Source organism: Rhizobium sp. 007 (assembly GCF_015353075.1).
Lineage (GTDB): Bacteria > Pseudomonadota > Alphaproteobacteria > Rhizobiales > Rhizobiaceae > Rhizobium.
Map to the genome: position 1 here is coordinate 837,131 of NZ_CP064188.1, position 18,423 is coordinate 855,553.

Here is an 18,423-nt window from a genome sequence, read left to right on the forward strand (position 1 = left end):
GATGAACACGCAACTCCAGCCGCAGGGCATTATCGAACCCGCTATCGTAACGGAACAAGACATGGCCGATGCCATCAGGGCGCTTGCCATGGATGGCGTTCAAAAGGCCAATTCCGGCCATCCTGGCATGCCGATGGGCATGGCCGACGTCGCAACGGTGCTGTTCAACCGCTTCATCAAGATCGATCCCTCGCACCCCGATTGGCCCGATCGTGATCGCTTCGTTCTTTCGGCCGGCCACGGTTCGATGCTGCAATATGCGCTTCACTACCTGATCGGCTATGAGGATATGACGGTTGAGGAGCTGCAGCGGTTCCGCCAGCTTGGCGCCAGGACTGCCGGGCATCCCGAGTACGGTCACGCCCTGGGCATCGAGACGACCACGGGTCCATTGGGCCAGGGTATCGCAACGGCGGTCGGCATGGCGCTTGCCGAGCGCGTGACCAATGCACGCTATGGCGACGGGCTCGTTGATCACTATACCTATGTCATTGCCGGTGACGGATGCCTGCAGGAGGGCATCAGCCATGAAGCGATCGACCTTGCCGGCCATTTGAAGCTGTCGCGGCTGATCGTGTTCTGGGACAACAATTCCATCTCGATCGACGGTCCCACCAGCCTCTCGACCTCGATGAACCAGCTCGCACGCTTCCACGCGGCGGGCTTCGACGTTCAGGAGATCGACGGGCACGATTTCGATGCGATCGGCCGGGCGATTTCCCGGGCAAGGGTTTCGAACAAGCCGTCGCTCATTTCCTGCCGTACCATCATCGGCAAGGGCGCGCCAAATCTTCAGGGGTCGGAGAAGACGCATGGCGCGCCGCTCGGCGAAGCCGAAGTCGCCGCGGCAAGACACGCCTTGAAATGGAGAGCGGCGCCCTTTGAGGTTCCTGAGGCTATTTTGGAGCGCTGGAGCGATGCTGCCGCACGCGGGGCAGCCGAGCGGGTCAAGTGGCTCAACCGCGTTGCTTCAGCTCCCGAAGGCGCCGCCTTCCTGAGAACCGTAGACCGTGAGATCGACACATCACTCTTCGATGATCTTGCCGAGTTTCGTCGAACGCATCAGGCCAAGGCGACCAAGGTCGCCACGCGCAAGGCCTCCGAAATGGTTCTTGGCATCATCAACGCCGCGACGGATTTGACGATCGGCGGCTCGGCGGACCTGACCCATTCCAACCTGACACTGACCGCGGGAATGGAGCCGATCAAGCCGGGAAGCTACGCCGGCCGCTATATCCATTATGGCATCCGCGAACACGCAATGGCGGCTGCGATGAACGGCCTTGCCCTGCATGGCGGGTTCATTCCCTATGGCGGCACCTTTCTCGCCTTCTCCGACTACGCGCGCGGCGCCATCCGCCTCTCGGCACTCATGGGGCAGCAGGTTATCTACGTCATGACGCATGACTCGATCGGCCTTGGAGAAGACGGGCCGACCCATCAGCCGATCGAGCATCTGGCAATGCTGCGCGCGACACCCAACCTGAACGTCTATCGTCCGTGCGACATCGTCGAGACGGCCGAATGCTGGGAACAGGCCCTCAAGGACCGCAATCGTCCGAGCCTGATTGTGCTGTCGCGGCAGAACCTGCCGATGTGTCGCCCGGCCAATAGCGAAGAAAACCGTTCTGCGCGCGGAGCCTACATCCTGCGCGCGACCTCGGAACCATCACCCGTCACGCTCCTCGCGACCGGTTCCGAGGTCGAAATTGCCTGCGTTGCTGCCGATATGCTTTCAGCTGCACACGGCATCGGGGCGAGGGTGGTGTCCATGCCGTGCTGGGAGCTATTCGAACAACAACCGTCCGAATACCGCGAGGCAGTGCTCGGAACTCGTCCGCGGATCGGCATCGAAGCGGCGGCGCGTCTCGGTTGGGACCGATACCTTGGAGACGGTGGCATTTTCATCGGCATGGAGGGCTTCGGTGCCAGCGCTCCTGCCGCCGCACTCTATGACCATTTCGGCATCACCCCCGGGGCCGTCGTGGAGGCGGCGCTGAGACTTGCGGCCTGAGGTCTGATCAGGCCGGCCGGACAGTTCAACGTGAAAGGAGCAGGCTGATGGCCCGCATCGCATTACGCCAGCTGCTCGATCATGCAGCGGAATACGGTTATGGCGTTCCCGCCTTCAATATCAACAATATGGAGCAGGGCCTTGCGGTTATGGAGGCTGCTGCCGCCTGTGACGCTCCCGTTATTCTTCAGGCCTCCAAGGGTGCCCGTGCCTATGCAAAGGACATCATGCTGGCGCGCATGATCGAGGCGCTTTCGGAGATTTATCCGGCCATTCCCATCTGCGTCCATCAGGACCATGGCAGCGACGAAGCGACCTGCATGACGGCGATACGCCACGGCTTCACCTCGGTGATGATGGATGGCTCTCTCGAAGCGGATGCCAAAACACCTTCGTCTTATGAGTATAATGTCGCAATCACCGAACGGGTCACGCGCATTGCCCATTGGCTGGGCGTGTCGGTCGAAGGGGAGCTGGGTGTTCTCGGTTCGCTGGAGAGCGGCACCGGAGCTGCCGAGGACGGTCATGGCGCTGAAGGTGCTCTATCACATGAGCAGCTTCTGACGGACCCTGACCAGGCCGTCGATTTCGTCGCGCGCACCGGTGTCGATGCGCTGGCGATCGCCTGCGGCACGTCTCATGGCGCCTACAAGTTCACCCGGGCGCCGGACGGCGATATTCTGGCGATGAGCGTCATCCGGGCAATTCACCTCAAGCTGCCGAACACGCATCTCGTCATGCACGGCTCATCCTCGGTCCCGCAGGAAATGCAGGACGTCATCAACCGCTTCGGAGGACGAATGCCGCAGACCTACGGCGTGCCCGTCGAGGAGATCGAGCGCGGCATTCGCCATGGGGTCCGCAAGGTCAACATCGATACCGACTGTCGCATGGCGATGGCGGGGCAGTTTCGTAAGATCGCCGCAGAGCATCCGGAGGAATTCGATCCGCGAAAATTCCTGAAACCTGCAATGGATGCCTTGCGCAATCTCTGCCTTGACCGCTTCGAACGTTTCGGCACGGCGGGCAACGCCTCAAGGATCAAGGTCATTGCCTTAGATGAGATGGCGAGACGCTATGCCGCGGGCGAACTCGATCCGAAAACCACAGCAGCCAAAGCCGCCTGATCGGCGATACAGAAGACAACGAGAGGACCAAGTCATGGCCAATAAATCGCAAACCGTCACAGGTGCGGAACGCTACAGAGCTGGCGTGATGGAATACAAGAAAATGGGCTACTGGGAGCCTGATTACGAGCCGAAGGATACCGACATCATCGCGCTCTTCCGCATCACGCCGCAGGACGGCGTCGATCCAGTCGAGGCTGCCGCGGCCGTCGCGGGCGAATCCTCCACCGCCACCTGGACGGTCGTGTGGACCGACCGGCTGACGGCAACCGAGAAATATCGCGCAAAGGCCTACAGGCTCGATCCGGTGCCGAATGCGCAAGGCCAGTATTTCGCCTATATCGCCTATGACCTCGACCTGTTCGAGCCAGGCTCGATTGCCAACATGAGCGCATCGATCATCGGCAACGTCTTCGGCTTCAAGCCGCTGAAAGCATTGCGATTGGAGGACATGCGGTTTCCGGTCGCCTATGTGAAGACTTTCCAGGGGCCTGCGACCGGCATCGTCGTCGAGCGCGAGCGCTTGGACAAGTTCGGTCGCCCGCTGCTTGGCGCGACCGTGAAACCGAAGCTTGGCCTTTCGGGGCGCAACTACGGTCGCGTGGTCTATGAAGCGCTGAAGGGCGGGTTGGACTTCACAAAGGATGACGAGAACATCAATTCGCAGCCTTTCATGCATTGGCGCGAACGTTTCCTCTACTGCATGGAGGCGGTCAACAAGGCCCAGGCCGAGACCGGCGAAATCAAGGGAACATATTTGAACGTCACGGCAGCCACCATGGAGGACATGTACGAGCGGGCTGAATTTGCCAGGGAGCTTGGATCGGTCATCGTCATGATCGACCTCGTCATCGGCTACACGGCGATCCAATCCATGGCAAAATGGGCGCGTCGCAATGACATGATCTTGCATCTTCATCGCGCCGGGCACTCGACCTATACGCGCCAGAAGACACATGGCGTGTCCTTTCGGGTGATCGCCAAGTGGATGCGGCTTGCAGGCGTCGACCACATTCACGCCGGAACCGTTGTCGGCAAGCTGGAAGGCGATCCCGCAACGACACGCGGCTACTACGACGTCTGCCGCGAAGGCTTCAATCCGATGCGTTTGGAGAACGGCATCTTCTTCGACCAGGATTGGGCCTCTCTCAACCGCATGATGCCCGTTGCTTCCGGCGGCATCCACGCAGGGCAGATGCATCAGCTCCTGGACCTTCTTGGTGAAGATGTCGTGCTGCAGTTCGGCGGCGGCACCATTGGGCATCCGATGGGCATTGCCGCCGGCGCCACGGCCAACCGCGTTGCGCTCGAATGCATGGTGCTCGCCCGCAACGAGGGGAGGGACATCGTGCACGAGGGACCGGAGATCCTGCGCGAGGCGGCGCGCCACTGCCAGCCATTGCAGCAGGCCCTCGACGTCTGGAAGGACGTGACCTTCAACTACACCTCGACCGACACGCCGGATTTCGTGCCGACGGCCACAGCAGCAGAATAGGAGACCTCACATGCATATCACCCAGGGAGCATTCTCGTTCCTGCCGCCGCTGACGGACGAGCAGATCGCCCGGCAGGCGCAATACTGCATCGACAAGGGCTGGGCGACGAGCCTCGAGTTCACCGATGATCCCCATCCCCGCAATACCTATTGGGACATGTGGGGTCATCCGATGTTCGACAATGCGGACGCAGCCGCGCTGATAATGGAGCTGAACGAGTGCCGGAAGGTCTATGGCGACCGCTATATCCGGCTCGTCGCCTTCGACAGTAGCCACGGATGGGAGTCCGTTCGCCTCTCCTTCATCGTCAATCGTCCCCCGGAAGAGCCGGGATTCCGGCTTGAGCGGCAGGAGGCGGCCGGCAGACGGCTCCAATACACCACACGTTCTTATGCGGCAGACCGGCCGGCGGGAGAACGTTATGGCTGATGCGGTCCCCATGAGGCCTAAGATCGATGGCGAGGAGCCATCAGCCATCGATCTGCGGGCGGAATATGTCGAGTCCGGCGTCAAGGAGCTCCTCGACGAGCTGGACAATTCCCTCATCGGCCTTGCACCGGTCAAGCAGCGAATCAAGGAGACCGCGGCCCTGCTATTGGTCGAACGCGCGCGCAAGCGTCTCGGACTCGCTCATGAAACGCCAACGTTGCACATGAGCTTCAGCGGCAATCCCGGGACTGGGAAAACGACTGTCGCATTGCGCATGGCCGATCTGCTCCATCGCCTCGGCTATATCCGAAAGGGGCATCTGGTATCGGTGACGCGCGACGACTTGGTGGGGCAATATATCGGCCACACGGCGCCGAAGACGAAGGAGATCCTGAAAAAGGCGATGGGTGGTGTCCTCTTCATCGACGAGGCCTATTATCTCTACAGGCAGGAAAACGAGCGCGACTACGGCCAGGAAGCGATCGAGATCCTCCTGCAGGTCATGGAGCACCAGCGTGAGGATTTCGTCGTCATACTGGCCGGTTATGCCGACCGGATGGAGCGCTTCTTCGAAAGCAATCCAGGCTTTCGTTCGCGTATCGCTCATCATATAGACTTTCCGGATTACACCGACGACGAACTCCTGCGGATCGCCGAGGCGACGCTTACCAAGCAGAACTACCGCTTCGACGTCAAGGCCCGGGCCGCCATGGAAGAATATATCGCCCTTCGGCGCCGCCAACCGCATTTTGCCAATGCGCGCTCCATCCGCAACGCCCTCGATCGCGCGCGCCTGCGTCAGGCAAACCGGCTGTTCGAGACTTCCGCCGGCCCGATTGATGCCAAGGTGCTGTCCACCATCGTTGCCGAAGACATCCAGGCCAGTCGCGTCTTCAATAGCGCAGCAAGACAAGAGGAGGCCAGGTCATGAGCCGCAAATCGATCATTGCCCCCTCCATCCTTTCGGCAGATTTTTCCCGGTTGGGTGATGAGGTGGAGGAGGTCGTCAAGGCGGGCGCAGACTGGATCCATCTCGATGTCATGGATGGTCATTTCGTGCCCAACATCACCTTCGGGCCGCCGGTCGTCAAATCGATCCGCAACCGGACGGACGCAGTGTTCGACTGTCATCTCATGATTGCGCCGGTCGATCCCTATCTCGCCGCCTTCGCCGATGCCGGCTGCGATTACATTACGGTCCATGCGGAGGCCGGGCCCCACCTCGACCGAACGCTTCAGGCGATCCGCAATCTCGGCAAGAAGGCAGGCGTCGCGCTCAATCCGTCGACGCCCGAAAGCGTGATCGAATACGTGCTCGACCGGCTGGACCTCGTCCTGCTGATGACCGTCAATCCCGGCTTCGGCGGTCAGGCCTTCATTCCGGCGGTCGCCGAAAAGGTGCGCCGCGTGGCCGCGTTGATCGGTTATCGTCCGATCCATGTCGAAGTCGATGGCGGCATTACGGCCGAAACCGCGCCGCTGATCGCTGCTGCCGGTGCCGACGTCCTGGTTTCGGGCTCGGCCATATTCGCAGGCAATGACGCGTCGGCCTATGCGGGCAATATCCAAGCGATCCGCCGACAGGCAGACAAGGCGCTAGCGCAGCAGGCAGCGTAAGCCGAGCAAGCCAAGGGGATGATGAGACCGCCGGCGACTGCCGGCGGTCTTCTCCTTTATTGCTTCTTCTGGAATTGCACGAGATAGGCGAGGAGATTGGCGATGTCGGCATCGTCCTTCAGGCCAGCAAAAGCCATCTTGGTGCCCTTCACCTTCGCCTTCGGATTGTGGAGGTAGTCGCGCAACGATGCCTCGTCCCACTTCAGGCCGGCCTTGCCCGCATCGGTCATTGCCTTGGAATAAGAGAACCCGGGATGCGAGCCGGCAGCCCTGCCGATCACTCCGTTCAAAGACGGGCCTACCTTGTTCTGGTCAGTGTCGGCACTGTGACAGATCTTGCACTTGTTGAACACCGTTGCGCCTGCGTTGGCATCTCCGTCTTGAGCATTGACCCCGCAGGCAGAAAAGATCGCAACTGATACACCGATCAGAAGGATATGATAGTTCATGATATTTCCTCATTTCGCCAAGGGTGCCCTTTGACGAAGGCAGGCGCTGCTGTTCCTCCACCGGCGCCAGCCATTTTGGATCGTATGGCCTTCCGTACGGTGACGGCAGACTTGCGATCCGGCAAAAAAGTTACCCGCCAGGGAATGTAAGTCAACCCTTTGATTGGCCATTGAACCCTCATCGATCGCGCGGGACGAACGTCGCGATTGACGGGCCGGGGCGAAGCTCTTAGCCTCTTCATGCCCTTACCTCTTCCAGCACCGCGGGGCGCGGCTGGTTGGCGGTCGCGGCTGCTGCGCCTGAGAGAAAAAATTGCTGCGGCGCGGCCTCGTTGGTCGAAAGGTGCGACATGTTATTTATCGAACTCGTCTTGACAATTTGTATTGCGGACAGGCCTTCGATCTGCCGGGATGAACATCTTCATTTCGAAAACAGGGGAAGCTTGATGGCCTGCATGGCCCAGGCGCCTCCTCAGATTGCCAGGTGGTCGGAGGAGCATCCGAACTTGCGCGTCGTGCGATGGCGGTGCGAATATCCACCGAAGGGTACAGAGATCTAAGAGGGAAATCCGACGATCGGCCGCGATGCGGGCATCCGCTGGAAAGGCGCAACAAACGCCGCGCAGAGGAGGGCTCCTTTCGGGCCTGGATCATGCATAGAAGCCTGCAGCTGCGGGAGGAGAAGGGTTGCGCATCGGTGGTTTTTCGGCTCTTCCTGGAGGACGGCTGAGAATATGTGAGCCTGGCCTCACTCAAAACCTCGCATGCTAGATCCTCGATCAGTTGTTCGCCTCGTCTCCCTTGAGGCGAGCGAACAGCGACTTCCTCACCCGTCGCTCCCGACGCGTGTGCTGATAGCGAGGTTTTCACGAGGCAGTGATGCTGACCGATCGGATCGACGTTTTCTCGCCGCCAGTTTCATGTCCCCGCTTCGCCATCGCGCCTTCACCGAATTCAGTTGTATTGAGAAAGGGAAGAGCGCATGGTCCGTTCTTCAGCGGTCTTTATTAGGGGGCTGCTGATCGAAGGCCGCCACACCCTAGCCTTCTCAAAGGAGGACAGAATGTCTTCCGTGTTCGATCTTTCATACATGTCTTCGTCCGAGCTCAACATGCTTCGGGCACCACTCCAATAAGCTGGCCGGCCATGTAGCTCCTACGCGGGACCTCCAAATACTTGTCGCGGGATCGTTCAACGAGGACATCGAAATCGTCGTATCGGAATGTTGTGAATCTGTCCTCACACATCAATTCTAACTTCAAAAAGGATCGCACCAATGGCTAAAGGACAAGTAAGAGGCAACCGCGAAGCGCGGAAACCGAAACAGGAGAAGTCTCCGATAAAGGTGGAGAGTACGTTCGCCAATCAGATCAAGGCCGCAACGAAAAGCAACCCACAGGGCGGCAAACATAAGAGCTGAACGCGATAGGAGAATGAGCGCCCGGACGCCAGTCTTCCACTGAGAGTCCGTTTGGGAACGTCAGTGGCTGATACGTCGGAGCAGAAGACCGCCCATGGCGACATGGATCATGGCTTCTGACACGTCGATGCGGGCCCCGTAGTCGCGGACAAGGCGCCGCCATCGTGTCATCCAGCCGAAGGTCCGCTCGACGACCCAGCGTCGCGGCAGAACATTGAACCCAGGCTGGCCTTCGATGCGTCGGACGACTTCGATGACGAAATCAAGATAGGCGGCCTTGTCCATGAGCTTGCCCCGGTCGTAGGCGCTGTCGGCGTACAGATGCTTGATCCAAGGCCAGCGCTTACGAATGGCGGTGAGGATCATCTGAGCCCCGGCGCTGTCCGAGATATCGCCGGTGGTCAGGTTAACGGCCAACAAGCGGCCGTCGGTGTCGACGGCGATATGGCGCTTTCGGCCGACAATCTTCTTGGCGCCATCGAAAGGCCCGCTCGGCGCCAGGGGCCGGTGCCTTGACCGACTGGCTATCGAGAATACCGCCGCTCGGGCTCGCTTCCCGTCCGGCGCGCTCGCGATCGACCATGAGGGCAAGATCGTGGATCGTGCGGAACAGGAACAATCGGACGAAACGGCGAAACCACCGATACACGGTCTGCCACGGGGGAAAGTTCACCGGCAGCATCCGCCAGCCAACCCCGTCCGTGCCAGATATCGGATGCCATTCAACACCTCGCGCAAATCAACACCCCGGCGACGGCCGGTCTTCCGGGGCTTCGGCAGAAGCCCTTCAACCTGCGACCATTCCTCGTCTGTCAGATCCGTCGGGTAACGGGTGTTCAAACGGTCTCTTAGGCTGCTGACGGCCGCTTTCGCGGGCGACCGGCCCGGGTTGACGACCTAATCGTGCTTAGCGGGAACGCGGCCGACTGTGGAGGGATGGACCTCGAACAGGCGGGTCGGCCTCGGACGCGCTCGCTGACATTGATCACTCTTCGCCATTTGTCTTCGTATTGCGCTCAGCTGAGTTCTTGGGCGAGTCCGATGAGAAGCCCTTCAGGCCCACGGATGTAGCAGAGCCGATACGCGTCTTTATACTGGACTACTTCGCCTACGAGCTGCGCGCCGCGCGTGCGGAGCCTTTCAAGCGTCTCGTCAATGTCGTCCACGGCGAACATGACGCGGAGGTAGCCTCTAGGGCGTTGACCGGGGCGTTTCGGTGATCTGCGACGACAGGCGGCGTGAGGAAGCGGGAGAGCTCGAGCCGGCTGTGGCCGTCCGGTGTGCGCATCATGGCAATCTCCACACGCTGATCGCCCAGTCCAGTGACACGTCCGGCCTACCCTCTGTTTCTCATCAATCCGCGGTCGTGATAGGGTGGCGCGATGCGGGCAAAGCCAATTGGGCATTAAAACTCTGGCCCCAACAAAGAAGGACGCGATGTTTTCCACTCCATCGCTGACCATATGTTCTTATGGAGATGAGCGTCGAGGCGCCTTCTTCAAGGCATCGAGCAAGGCGGACATGCCATCGTTTGCCGCCAGTGCCAGCATATGATTGTCGGCAAGATCCAAGACGGCGACAATCGCCTCACGCTCGTTCCAGCCGACGGCAACGGCCGCCGCTATCAGGTCGAGGAAGGCGAACTGCAAGGCCTCCTGGCAGCGTATGTGCCTTTCGAGATTGTCGTCGGTAGCGAAGGGCCGTGAAATATCGCGCATAGACCGACAGTGTCCGATTCCCTTTGGCGAGACTACGGCATTTTAACAATTGCTGATAAAGTCCACAGGATGCAGGAGCCGCATCAATCTGCTCTCCTTCGATGGTCATGCTTGCCCGAGATGGAGCTACCGACCCGTCCGGCATTGTTTGTGCAGAAGAAGGGGCTCGAAACTTTTTCCAAGCCCGAAGGTTCTTAGGCGGCTTAACGCAGCCCGCCCTTGAAGTTTTCGCTCGGGGCAGTGTTCAGCAAACTCGAGGTGGTTTGACTTGCCGCTACACCATCACCCAGCGGCAGCTAGAGCTCCGGCGGTTTTTGAGCGGCAGTGTCTTTGGGTCTCCGGCTAGGCGTCTTTGAACGCTACCGATAGATCAATAAAGCGAGCAGCTATCGTGGTTCGTCAGAACCGCCCACACAGCAGTTCAAAAACATATGCGTGTGCGGCGATATCTTGCACTCGGACCGCGAAAGGTTCCCGGCTCGGTCCAGGAACCGAAACCCGATTCAGAAGCATCGTATGTCTGCTTCGGCCTGGGCTCTTTTCAGCTCCGCCGTCGCAGCCTTTGCGGGGGCACTTTCGCGGAACAACGCGCCGTTTTCACCGGTGAGGAGCCCCAGTTGCTTAAAGGTGGAGGCCGTCTCGTAGCGTTCATAGGGTAGGATGGATTCGATGACGTCGATCGAACACGAGCAACGGTCGAGGATCGCCCGATTTTCTCCGTTCGCCTTCATGCAGGCATAGACATATTCTGCAATGACGTTGGTCGGATAACGTGTTCCCGCCGCCACCGGATGCGTGAAGCTGATTGCTGCAATTGCGAAGGTCGCGATCCCAAGTGTCTTAAGCGCAATCATGGTGGTTCCTTTCATGCAGCGCAGTTTTCTGCCTGACAAAGATGATGTGCAGTGTTATTATAGCATAAATTCAATGACGTCGATACATTGGCAGTAGTTTTACAGTAACCTGACGATATTAATATTGCGTCGCACAAAACTAATGCTGCAACGCAGCGAACATTGCTGAACAAACACGCTTGCAGAAAGCAAATCTATCTCTTATGGTCTATTTGTTTCCGGCTTCAAGGACGTTACCGTCAAGGGAGTGGTGACTGTCTTCGTAGGCCAAGCGGGTGGGCGGTAACGGTGCCCTCCGCGCGCCTGGCTTAGGTCGTGACACGCTGCCGGAAATACTTCCCACACGCTGAACCGATGACGCGGGTCGCTGAACAGGCGCCGTTTTAACTCGTCATCCTTGCGAACTTAGGGAGGACTAAATGCGTGTACGTGCAAACTTCATAAAATCGGCATTGGTGACGACTGCGGTATCTTTGTCATTGGCGGGAGGAGTAACTGCCAACGACGAGGTCCAAAAATTGATCTCCGATTCCAAAAACTGGGCGATTCCGACGGGTGACTATGCCAATACCCGGTTTTCGAAATTGAACCAGATCAACAAGGACAATGTGAAGAACCTCCAGGTCAAATGGACATTCTCGACCGGCGTGCTACGCGGTCATGAAGGTGGACCTCTGGTGATCGGCGACGTGATGTATGTCCATGCGCCGTTCCCAAATACCGTTTATGCTCTCGATCTCAATAATGACGGCAAGATCCTCTGGAAGTATGAGCCCAAGCAGGATCCGAACGTCATCCCGATCATGTGCTGCGACACGGTCAATCGTGGCGTTGCCTATGGCGATGGCAAGGTCATCCTCAACCAGGCCGACACGACAGTCGTTGCGCTCGACGCCAAGACCGGCAAGGTCGTGTGGTCGGTGAAGAACGGCGAGGATACGGCCGGCGGCAAGGGAGAGAGCGGAACGGCCGCACCCATGGTCTTCAACGACAAGGTGCTGATCGGCATATCGGGCGGCGAGTTCGGTGTGCGTGGCCATGTGACCGCCTATAATCTGAAAGACGGTTCGGTTGCCTGGAAGGCATATTCGACCGGTCCTGACGCGGAAACCTTGATGGATGGGGAAAAGACCACTCATCTCGGCAAGCCGGTCGGCAAGGATTCGGGCGTCAGCAGCTGGGAAGGCGAGCAGTGGAAGCAGGGTGGCGGAACGACCTGGGGCTGGTATGCCTTCGATCCGAAGCTCAACCTGGTCTACTACGGGACCGGCAACCCGTCGACCTGGAACCCGGTTCAGCGACCGGGCGACAATAAATGGTCGATGACCATATTCGCACGTGATGCGGATACAGGCATGGCCAAGTGGGTCTACCAGATGACCCCGCATGACGAATGGGACTTCGATGGCGTCAACGAGATGATCCTCGTCGACGGCATGGACATCAGCGGCCAGAAACGCGACGTGCTGGTGCACTTCGATCGCAACGGCTTCGCCTATACGATGGATCGCGGAAACGGCGAGTTGCTCGTTGCCAAGAAATACGATCCGGCCGTCAACTGGGCGACGGAAGTCGTCATGGATCCGAAGAGCAAGGAGTATGGCCGCCCGCAGGTGGTTGCCCAATACTCGACGCAGCAGAACGGCGAGGACACCAACACGACGGGCGTCTGCCCGGCCGCTCTTGGAACAAAAGACCAGCAGCCGGCCACTTACTCGCCGAAGACCGGGTTGTTCTACGTGCCGACCAACCATGTCTGCATGGACTACGAGCCTTACCAGGTCAGCTATACCGCCGGTCAGCCCTATGTGGGGGCAACGGTATCGATGTACCCGGCTCCCAACAGTCATGGCGGCATGGGCAACTTCATCGCCTGGGATGCGGCCAAGGGTGAGATCGTCTGGTCGAAGCCCGAGCAGTTCTCTGTGTGGTCGGGTGCATTGTCGACCGATGGCGACGTCATCTTCTACGGCACGCTGGAAGGCTACATCAAGGCTGTCGATAAGGACGGTAAGGAACTCTACAAGTTCAAGACCCCGTCCGGCATTATCGGCAACATCAACACCTTCGAGCACAAGGGCAAGCAGTATGTTGCCGTGCTGTCGGGTATTGGCGGATGGGCCGGCATCGGACTTGCCGGTGGTCTTTTGGGTGCGGAAGGTGCTGCAGCCTGGCAGCAGGCCGTTGCCGGTCAGAAGGCTCCGGCCGAGGAAGAAAAGTCGATCTCGACGGCAGGTCTCGGCGCTGTCGGCGGCTATGCCGCTCTTGCCGACTACACGACGCTGGGCGGTCAGCTCACCGTCTTCGGTCTCCCGGATTGATCTGCGGGAACCCATAGCACGCCGACCTCTTGGTCGAGGCGGCTGGTAGAGAAGCGAGGGCCCGGAAGACCGGGATTTCCCCCGGCGGGCCCTCGAATTCGCCACGCAAACCACAACTCTCCTGTCAACGCCGCATCGCGACAGCAAGGCTGTATTGATGGCGAATGAGAAAGAGGTCCGAATGTCAGTGCGCAAAACAGTGTTAGTGCTTGCGATGTCTATTATTGGTTCCAGCGTCATCCTTGCCGCCGACGACAAGCAGAAAGCCGCAGCCGTCAGCGAACAGGATGGCAAATATGTCGATGCGGAAGGCAATCCAACATTCAAGATCCAGGATGACGGGACGGTCGACTGGTATACCTTCAGCGGCTACCGGCGCTATCATTCCGACTGTCATGTCTGCCATGGACCGGACGGCGTCGGCTCGAGCTATGCGCCTGCGCTCGCCAACACCATGAAAGACATGGACTACGGAACCTTCCTGTCGATCGTCGCGGAAGGCCGCAAGAATGTCGGCGGCGGCAAGGAAAACGTCATGCCGGCGTTCGGCGAAAACAAGAACGTCTACTGCTACCTCGACGACATCTACGTCTATCTGCGCGCGCGGGCCGTCGGCGACGCGCCGCGCGGTCGTCCGCCCAAGAAGGCTGACAAGCCGCAAGCGGCGAAGGACCACGAAAAATCCTGTATGGGGAGCTGATCTAATGTCGCCAGGCAAATTGTGCGGTCGTCATGTTCTGTTTGTGGTCGCGGTGATTGCCGCGATCCCGACGGCGGTATTTGCGCAAGGTGCCGGGATCGGCGCGGCGGGCGAACTGGTCGATCCGGACGTGCTGCGCGTTTGTGCCGATCCCTCAAACATGCCGTTTACGGATGAAAGCGGCGAAGGCTTCGAAAACAAGCTGGCTGAACTGGTGGCTGCCAAAACCCAACGCAAATCGGTCTCCTATACCTGGTATCCGATGGCGACCGGCTTTGTCCGCAATACGCTGAGAGCCAACCGGTGCGATGTCATCATGGGTTATGCCCAAGGCGACGAACTGGTGCAGAACACCAACGCCTATTACCGATCCACCTATGTCATGATCTTCAAGAAGAGTAGCGGTCTGGAAGGCTTGGAAAGCCTCGAGGATCCCAAAATCGCCGACAAGCGGATCGGGATCGTCGCGGGAACGCCGCCGAGCGCCAACCTGGCGAGGGCCAAGCTGATGCGCAACGCGAAGCCCTACCCGTTGATGGTGGATACGCGCTCGACGCCGTCCATGGCCGAGGTCATGTTGAAGGACCTCGAAAAGGACGTCATCGACGTCGCTATCCTCTGGGGACCGATGGCCGGCTATTACGTCAAGGAGATTAATCCGGACCTTGTCGTGGTGCCGCTTCTCAAAGAAAAGGCCGGTCGTATGTCCTATCGCATCACCATGGGCGTGCGTCCGTCCGATCAGGAGTGGAAACGGACGCTGAACAAGGTGATCCGGGAGAACCAATCGGAAATAAACCGGATTCTGCTGCAATATCAGGTCCCGCTCATCGACGAAGCCGGTAACCAGATCAAGGGCTAGCAGCGACGGCATTCGGATTTTCTCCACAATGGCAGATGCGAATGTTGTTGAGATTCAGAGCTTGCGCCGAAGGCGCACGATGCCGGGAGGAGATCAATGGTTGATCTCGGGCAGAGTAAAGAGGAGAAGCTTATGAAGAAAAGTTGGAAGAAGCCGACGACATGCGTCGTGTGCGTCGGAATGGAAATGTCACGTTACCGTTCCGCCGAACTCAAGGCTAAGAAATAAGCGCATCTACCGCTCCATGCGGCTTGTCCGCGTGGGGCGGCTGCCGTCGGAAGGAAGCACCATCACATGCGGCTGAAGATCCTCGGCTCCGCGGCAGGAGGCGGATTCCCACAATGGAACTGCAACTATCGGCTGAGCCGCGCCGTCCGCAACGGTGAAAGCGGCTTTCGGCGACGGACCCAATCGAGTCTTGGCGTATCCGCCGACGGCAAGGACTGGATTCTCTTCAACGCATCCCCGGACATTCGCGAACAGATTGCCGCCGCTCCGGAGCTGCAGCCGTTGGAGGAGGGTCCCTTGCGGGCCTCGCCCATCCAGGCTGTTGTCCTGACCAATGCCGATGTCGACCATATAGCCGGACTATTGAGCCTGCGCGAGCGGCATCGTTTTGTCATTTATGCAACCGCCCGGGTGCTTCGAGTGATCGAGGAAAACAGCATTTTCAAGGTTCTCGACAGGCAACTGGTCGAGCGCCGGGAACTTTTGCTCAACGTGCCGACCCCCATTGCGGACTGGCGGGGCAAGCCGACATCCATCGTGGTCGAAGCCTTTCCGGTTCCGGGCAAGATTGCGCTGTTTCTTGAAGATGCGGGCCGGGCGCAGGAGGGGTTCGGCACGGAAGAGGGCGATACAGTAGGGGTGCGTATTGTTCAGGAGGGCTGTCATTCCTCGACGCTTTATATTCCTGGTTGTGCGAGCATCGACGCCGACCTGAAAAAGAAGATTGCCGCGGCGTCGTGTCTGCTGTTCGACGGGACGGTCTACACGGATGACGAGATGCTGAGTGCCGGCGTCGGGACCAAGACCGGCCGGCGCATGGGACACATGCACATCGCCGGCTCTGACGGCTCCATGGCCCTGCTTGCCGATATCGCGCCAGCGCGCCGCGTCTATGTTCATATCAATAATACCAATCCGATCCTCGATGAGCGCTCTGCCGAAGCAGCAGCGGTGAGGGCAGGGGGATGGGAGATCGGCTATGACGGGATGGAGATCGGCATATGAGCGAATTTGCAGACGCGGCGCGAAATGGATTGACGCCCGCCGCACTCGAAGCAACCCTGCGTCAGGTGGGAGAGGAGCGATACCACAACAAGCATCCCTTCCATCACCGAATGATGGCAGGCGCATTGACCAAGGCCGAGCTTCAGGCATGGGCGCTCAACCGGTACTGTTACCAGGCGATGATCCCGCGCAAGGACGCGATGATCGTCAGCCGCGCGGAGGACCCGGAATTGCGCGCGGAATGGCGCCGAAGGATCGAAGATCATGATGGGGTAACGGGTTGGGACGGCGGCATCGCTCGCTGGCTCAAGCTGGCAAGCGGGCTGGGGCTTAACGAGGAGCTGGTGAAGTGCGAGCGCCGCGCTCTGCCCGCGACCCGCTTTGCCGTAGGAGCTTATCTGTCTTTCTGCACCAATCGCAGCCTTTTGGAAGCCATCGCCTCGTCCCTGACGGAGTTGTTCGCCGCTGTGATCATCGGCGAGCGCGTTCCGGCCATGCTGGCAAAATACAGCTTTGTGAGCGAAGATATCCTGGCCTATTTCACGCCGAGGCTGAAGCAGGCGCCCCGCGATTCTGACTTTGCGCTCGCCTATGTCCTTGCGCATGCGACGGAGCCGGAAAAGCAGCAGGACGTGATAAATGCCCTCATTTTCAAATGCGATATCTTGTGGGCAATGCTGGATGCACTCGACTATGCCTATCGAGACGGCGGCAACATTCCGCCGGGCGCTTTCGTGCCGGAGGCAAGTTGATGCAGACCCGCCGCCAGCGGGCCGTTTTGTCCTCACAGTCGAGGCCACATCTGAAGCGTCACGTCCGGCTGCAGTTTGATCCGGTGCGCAGCGCCTGGGCGGTCCTGTCGCCGGAAAAGGTTTTCTGGCCGGATGAGGTCAGTCTTGATATCCTGAGACTGTGTGATGGCCAGCACACGGTGCCGCAAATCGTCGACGAGCTTGCCGGACAATACGATGCGCCTCGCCAGGACATTGCTCCCGATGTCGAAGAATTCCTGCAGGAATGGTCCGACAGATTTCTGGTGACGCTATGAATGAAAGACTTCTTCCGCCAATCAGCATGCTGGCCGAGCTTACGCATCGCTGTCCCCTGCAATGCGTCTACTGCTCCAACCCGCTCGAGTTGTTGAAGGCGGACAGGGAGCTTTCGACAGACGCATGGCTGGCTCTCTTCGAAGAGGCAGCCGATCTTGGGGTCCTACAGGTTCATCTGTCCGGTGGAGAGCCGACCGTTAGGCCGGATCTCGAGCAGCTTGTAGGCTGTCTGACTAGACGCGGCGTCTACACCAATCTCATCACGGCTGGGGTCGGGATACCGGAAGGGCGGCTCGAGGCGCTGCAGGGGGCGGGTCTCGATCATGTGCAGTTAAGCATTCAGGGTGCAAACGCGCCGACGACCGAGAAAATCGGCAATCACCGTGGCGCGCACGAGAAGAAGCTTGAGACTGCAAGGCGGGTCGTGGAGCTCGGCCTGCCGCTGACGATCAATGCTCCGATCCATCGCCACAACATAGAGGAAGTGCCGGCTTTCATCGATCTTGCCCTTTCGCTTGGGGCAGAGAGATTGGAGATCGCCAATGTGCAGTATGGAGGCTGGGCTCTTCTTAACCGCAATGCCCTTATGCCCGATCGCGCCGCGGTGGAGCGCCAGGTGGAGATTGTCGAAGAAGCCCAGTCGCGGCTGCAGGGAGTTCTCGCGATCGACTTCGTCGCTCCCGATTATTTCGCGGTCTATCCGAAGCCCTGTATGGGCGGCTGGGCGCGTGATGCGTTCATGGTCGCCCCGGACGGCACGGCACTTCCCTGCCACGCGGCTGCAACCATCTCGTCCTTGCGATTCGAACGGTTCGGAGAATCGAGCCTGACGGATATCTGGCTTAATTCTCCGGCTTTCAATGCATTTCGCGGCGACGAGTGGATGCTGGAACCTTGCAGGAGCTGCGAGCGACGTGACATCGATTGGGGCGGATGCAGATGCCAGGCAATGGCAATAGCGGGCGATGCCGCAGCGACGGATCCCGCTTGCGTCAAGTCGCCCCTTCATAGCCGTATGGCAATGCTGATCAGTCAAGCCAATTCCGCTCCTTCGTCCAGCGCCGACAATTTCCAGTATCGCCGCATCGGACGGACTTGGTAGGCCAGTTCCGTGAGGGTTTGGCTGCTGGTCGT

The 18,423-nt window shown here is 59.3% G+C and carries 16 protein-coding genes and 2 pseudogenes; 13 read left to right on the forward strand and 5 right to left on the reverse strand.

Annotation, left to right across the window (positions count from 1 at the left end):
* Nucleotide 1: 1 nt before the first annotated feature.
* Genes tkt through rpe form a run of 6 tightly spaced genes read left to right on the forward strand, consistent with a single transcriptional unit; the run spans nucleotide 2 to nucleotide 6,683 of the window.
* Nucleotides 2–2,014 carry a transketolase gene (gene tkt / locus ISN39_RS25145; protein WP_194730905.1) on the forward strand — a complete coding sequence of 671 codons (2,013 nt, stop codon included), beginning with the start codon at nucleotides 2–4 and terminating at the stop codon, nucleotides 2,012–2,014.
* 47 nt (nucleotides 2,015–2,061) lie between these two features.
* Nucleotides 2,062–3,141 (forward strand): class II fructose-bisphosphate aldolase, encoded by a 1,080-nt coding sequence (gene fba, locus ISN39_RS25150; protein WP_194730906.1) that lies wholly within the window; start codon nucleotides 2,062–2,064, stop codon nucleotides 3,139–3,141.
* 34 nt (nucleotides 3,142–3,175) lie between these two features.
* Nucleotides 3,176–4,636 carry a form I ribulose bisphosphate carboxylase large subunit gene (locus ISN39_RS25155; RefSeq protein ID WP_022716099.1) on the forward strand — a complete coding sequence of 487 codons (1,461 nt, stop codon included), beginning with the start codon at nucleotides 3,176–3,178 and terminating at the stop codon, nucleotides 4,634–4,636.
* A gap of 10 nt (nucleotides 4,637–4,646) precedes the next feature.
* Nucleotides 4,647–5,066, forward strand: coding sequence for a ribulose bisphosphate carboxylase small subunit (locus ISN39_RS25160; RefSeq protein WP_194730907.1), 420 nt, complete (start codon nucleotides 4,647–4,649; stop codon nucleotides 5,064–5,066).
* Entirely contained in the window at nucleotides 5,059–5,997 is a 939-nt protein-coding gene (cbbX, locus tag ISN39_RS25165; RefSeq protein ID WP_246763426.1) for a CbbX protein, read from the forward strand. The genes ISN39_RS25160 and cbbX overlap by 8 nt, the downstream gene beginning before the upstream one ends.
* The gene (rpe, locus tag ISN39_RS25170; RefSeq protein ID WP_194730908.1) at nucleotides 5,994–6,683 is read left to right on the forward strand and encodes a ribulose-phosphate 3-epimerase; all 690 of its coding nucleotides are present in this window, start codon (nucleotides 5,994–5,996) and stop codon (nucleotides 6,681–6,683) included. Before cbbX ends, rpe begins: the two co-directional genes overlap by 4 nt.
* 56 nt (nucleotides 6,684–6,739) lie before the next feature.
* On the opposite strand, the gene ISN39_RS25175 is transcribed toward rpe, so the two are convergent.
* The 5 genes and pseudogenes from ISN39_RS25175 to ISN39_RS25195 all read right to left on the reverse strand — a co-directional run bounded on the left by ISN39_RS25175 (nucleotide 6,740) and on the right by ISN39_RS25195 (nucleotide 11,124).
* On the reverse strand, nucleotides 6,740–7,132 hold the full coding sequence (locus ISN39_RS25175) for a cytochrome c family protein (RefSeq protein ID WP_074072222.1): 393 nt from the start codon (nucleotides 7,130–7,132) through the stop codon (nucleotides 6,740–6,742).
* Nucleotides 7,133–8,612: 1,480 nt separating this feature from the next.
* Nucleotides 8,613–9,392: pseudogene (locus ISN39_RS25180) on the reverse strand (IS5 family transposase).
* Between the two features lie 176 nt (nucleotides 9,393–9,568).
* Nucleotides 9,569–9,888: pseudogene (locus ISN39_RS25185) on the reverse strand (VOC family protein); the annotation flags it as partial.
* A gap of 133 nt (nucleotides 9,889–10,021) precedes the next feature.
* On the reverse strand, nucleotides 10,022–10,270 hold the full coding sequence (locus ISN39_RS25190) for a hypothetical protein (protein ID WP_074072219.1): 249 nt from the start codon (nucleotides 10,268–10,270) through the stop codon (nucleotides 10,022–10,024).
* Between the two features lie 503 nt (nucleotides 10,271–10,773).
* Nucleotides 10,774–11,124 (reverse strand): hypothetical protein, encoded by a 351-nt coding sequence (locus ISN39_RS25195; RefSeq protein ID WP_246763427.1) that lies wholly within the window; start codon nucleotides 11,122–11,124, stop codon nucleotides 10,774–10,776.
* 419 nt (nucleotides 11,125–11,543) lie between these two features.
* On the opposite strand from ISN39_RS25195, the gene ISN39_RS25200 reads away from it, so the two are divergent.
* The 7 genes from ISN39_RS25200 to pqqE all read left to right on the forward strand — a co-directional run bounded on the left by ISN39_RS25200 (nucleotide 11,544) and on the right by pqqE (nucleotide 18,391).
* Nucleotides 11,544–13,445 carry a methanol/ethanol family PQQ-dependent dehydrogenase gene (locus ISN39_RS25200; protein WP_074072217.1) on the forward strand — a complete coding sequence of 634 codons (1,902 nt, stop codon included), beginning with the start codon at nucleotides 11,544–11,546 and terminating at the stop codon, nucleotides 13,443–13,445.
* 214 nt (nucleotides 13,446–13,659) lie between these two features.
* A complete protein-coding gene (locus ISN39_RS25205; RefSeq protein ID WP_074073107.1) occupies nucleotides 13,660–14,145 on the forward strand; it encodes a c-type cytochrome, methanol metabolism-related in 486 nt (161 codons plus the stop codon).
* Between the two features lie 4 nt (nucleotides 14,146–14,149).
* Nucleotides 14,150–15,007 (forward strand): substrate-binding domain-containing protein, encoded by an 858-nt coding sequence (locus ISN39_RS25210; RefSeq protein WP_194730910.1) that lies wholly within the window; start codon nucleotides 14,150–14,152, stop codon nucleotides 15,005–15,007.
* A gap of 294 nt (nucleotides 15,008–15,301) precedes the next feature.
* On the forward strand, nucleotides 15,302–16,240 hold the full coding sequence (pqqB, locus tag ISN39_RS25215; protein WP_194730911.1) for a pyrroloquinoline quinone biosynthesis protein PqqB: 939 nt from the start codon (nucleotides 15,302–15,304) through the stop codon (nucleotides 16,238–16,240).
* Nucleotides 16,237–16,992, forward strand: a complete 756-nt coding sequence (gene pqqC / locus ISN39_RS25220) for a pyrroloquinoline-quinone synthase PqqC (RefSeq protein WP_194730912.1) — start codon at nucleotides 16,237–16,239, stop codon at nucleotides 16,990–16,992. The genes pqqB and pqqC overlap by 4 nt, the downstream gene beginning before the upstream one ends.
* Entirely contained in the window at nucleotides 16,992–17,288 is a 297-nt protein-coding gene (gene pqqD / locus ISN39_RS25225) for a pyrroloquinoline quinone biosynthesis peptide chaperone PqqD (RefSeq protein ID WP_194730913.1), read from the forward strand. Before pqqC ends, pqqD begins: the two co-directional genes overlap by 1 nt.
* The gene (gene pqqE, locus ISN39_RS25230) at nucleotides 17,285–18,391 is read left to right on the forward strand and encodes a pyrroloquinoline quinone biosynthesis protein PqqE (RefSeq protein ID WP_194730914.1); all 1,107 of its coding nucleotides are present in this window, start codon (nucleotides 17,285–17,287) and stop codon (nucleotides 18,389–18,391) included. Before pqqD ends, pqqE begins: the two co-directional genes overlap by 4 nt.
* Nucleotides 18,392–18,423: the final 32 nt, after the last annotated feature.